This is a genomic window from Streptomyces niveus, from assembly GCF_001723055.1.
Classification (GTDB): Bacteria; Actinomycetota; Actinomycetes; order Streptomycetales; family Streptomycetaceae; genus Streptomyces; species Streptomyces niveus.
Genome location: NZ_MDCR01000393.1, coordinates 1 through 2,521, shown reverse-complemented (window position 1 = coordinate 2,521; position 2,521 = coordinate 1). Strand labels below are relative to the sequence as shown.

Sequence of the window (2,521 nt, the reverse complement as noted above, 5' to 3'; positions counted from 1 at the left end):
CATTCCCTGGATGCCTGGCCGGCCGAACTCTTCACGTTCCGGGGGCAGGACGCGGAGGCGGCCAGGCATCCAGGGAATGCGCGGGAGGCGCCTGGGTGTACGCGCGTAGAACAACGTGGAAGTTGGTGCCGCCGAATCCGAAGGCGCTCACTCCCGCGATCCGCTCCGCCGGCTCCGCCGCCCAAGGGGTGGCCGTCGTGTGGAAGACGAACGGGCTGCTCGCCTCCTTCCAGGCGGCGTTGGGCTCCTTGAGATGCAGGGTCGGCGGCTTCACACCGTGGTACAGCGCCAGCGTGACCTTGATCAGTCCGGCCAGCCCCGCCGCGCACTTGGTGTGCCCGATCTGGGACTTGACGGAGCCGACCGCGCAACTGGCCACCTCCGCACCGGCTTCGGTGAACACCTCGGTCAGCGTGCCGAGTTCGGTACGGTCCCCGACGACGGTCCCGGTGCCGTGCGCCTCGACCAGCCCCACATCGGCGGGCGAGACACCGGCGTTGCGGTAGGCGCGGGTGAGGGCGGCGTGCTGTCCCTCCGGGCGGGGCGCGGTCAGACCGAGCGCCCGCCCGTCACTCGCGCTGCCCACACCGTCGATCACCGCGTACACCCGGTCGCCGTCGCGCTCGGCGTCCGCGAGGCGCTTGAGGACCACGCAGGCGACGCCCTCACCGAGGGCGATGCCGTCGGCGGCGGCGTCGAAGGTGGCCGAGCGGCCCGTGGGGGAGAGCGCGTGCACGGACGAGAACAGCAGATAGTCGTTGATGCCGTTGTGCAGGTCGGCGCCGCCGCACAGCACCATGTCGCTGGTGCCCGCGACCAGTTCCTTGCAGGCGACGTCGACGGCGGTGAGCGAGGAGGCGCACGCCGCGTCGACGGTGTAGTTGGCCCCGCCGAGGTCGAGGCGGTTGGCGACCCGGCCCGCGATGACGTTGGCCAGCATCCCCGGGAAGGAGTCCTCGGTGAGCCGGGGCAGTTGCGCGTCGAGCGCGGGCGGGATCGTGCCGATGTAGCCGGGCAGCACCGTACGCAGCGTGGTCGCGTTCGACAGGTCGCTGCCCGCCTCGGCGCCGAACACCACGGAGGTACGGGCGTGGTCGGTGCCCTTCGCGTCGTACCCCGCGTCGGCGAGCGCGCGCCGCGCGGCCTCCAGCGCGAGGAGCTGTACGGGTTCCACGGCGGCGAGCGAGGCCGGCGGAATGCCGTAGCGCAGCGGGTCGAACGGGATCTCGGGGAGGAAGCCGCCCCAGCGGGAGGGGGTGCGTTCGCCGTCGCCGTCGGGCGCGTAGTACCGCTCCTGGTCCCAGCGCTGCGCGGGGACCTCGGTGACGCAGTCCTTGCCCGCGAGGATGTTGGCCCAGAAGTCGGCCAGGTCGGGGGCGCCGGGGAACATGCCGGCCATGCCGACCACGGCGACGCGCAGCGGCTCGGGAGCGGGCCGCTCGTCCGCCCGGCCGATGCCGAGCGGGCCGCGCAGTTCGCCGGCCCTGGCGCGCAGCAGGTCTCCCGCGCCCTCGCTCACGGCGCCGTGCAGCGCGGCGACGGTGGTCACGGCCTCGCGGAGCACCACGACCTCACCGGCCATGAACATGCCCTCGTCGGCCTGCCGGGTCTCGTCCACGGCGAGCAGATCGTCGCCGACGCGCTCGATGCCCTTGCTGGCGAGCCGCAGCCGGCCGACGTTGAAGCGCTCCAGGCGCTCCCAGATCTCCCGGTCGGGCACGCCCTGTCCGCGCAGCTCGTCCTTGAGGGCGGCGAAGTCCTCGCTGATGGCGCTGCGCGCGCAGCGGGTGGCGTGACCGGGCGCCGTCTCCAGCAGATCGGTCCGCTCCGCGTCGAGGATCCGGCGCTGGAACAGCGGCTGGATGGCCCCGCCGCGTACCGCCTCCTCGGTGAACAGATAGGCGGTGCCCATCAGTACGCCGAAGCCCACACCGGCGCGGGTCAGCGGGGCGGCCAGCGCGGCGGCCATCGCGGCCGACCGCTCGTCGTGGATGCCGCCGGCGAACAGCACGGTCAGCTCGGCGGCGGTGCCCTCGTCCGCATCGGCGAGGAAGCCGAGCAGGACCTCGGTCTGTGCCTCCCACAGCGGGAAGCTGTTGCGCGGTCCGACGTGGCCGCCGCACTCGGCGCCCTCGAAGATGAACCGGCGCGCGCCCGCCGCCAGGAACTGGCGCAGCAGTCCGGGCGACGGCACGTGCAGGAAGGTGGTGATGCCCTCCGCCTCCAGCGCCGCCGCCTGGGCGGGCCGGCCGCCCGCGATGATCGCGTGCGTGGGCTTCACCTCGCGTACGACGTCGAGCTGGGCGGCCTTGATGTCCTCGTCGGCGAAACCGAGCACTCCTACGCCCCACTTGGCGTCGCCGAGCGCGTCGCGGGTGCGCTCCAGCATCGAGCGGGTCCGCTCGGCGTTGGCCAACGCCAGTGCGAGGAACGGCAGTCCGCCCTCGGCCGCGACGGACGCGGCGAACGCGGGCTCGTCGCTGACGCGCGTCATCGGTCCCTGCGCGACGGGCAGCCGGGT

General features: G+C 73.5%; 1 pseudogene. It reads right to left on the bottom strand.

The window, feature by feature from the left end:
• Positions 1-58: 58 nt before the first annotated feature.
• A pseudogene (locus tag BHU15_RS34355) lies at positions 59-2,521 on the bottom strand (beta-ketoacyl synthase N-terminal-like domain-containing protein); the annotation flags it as partial.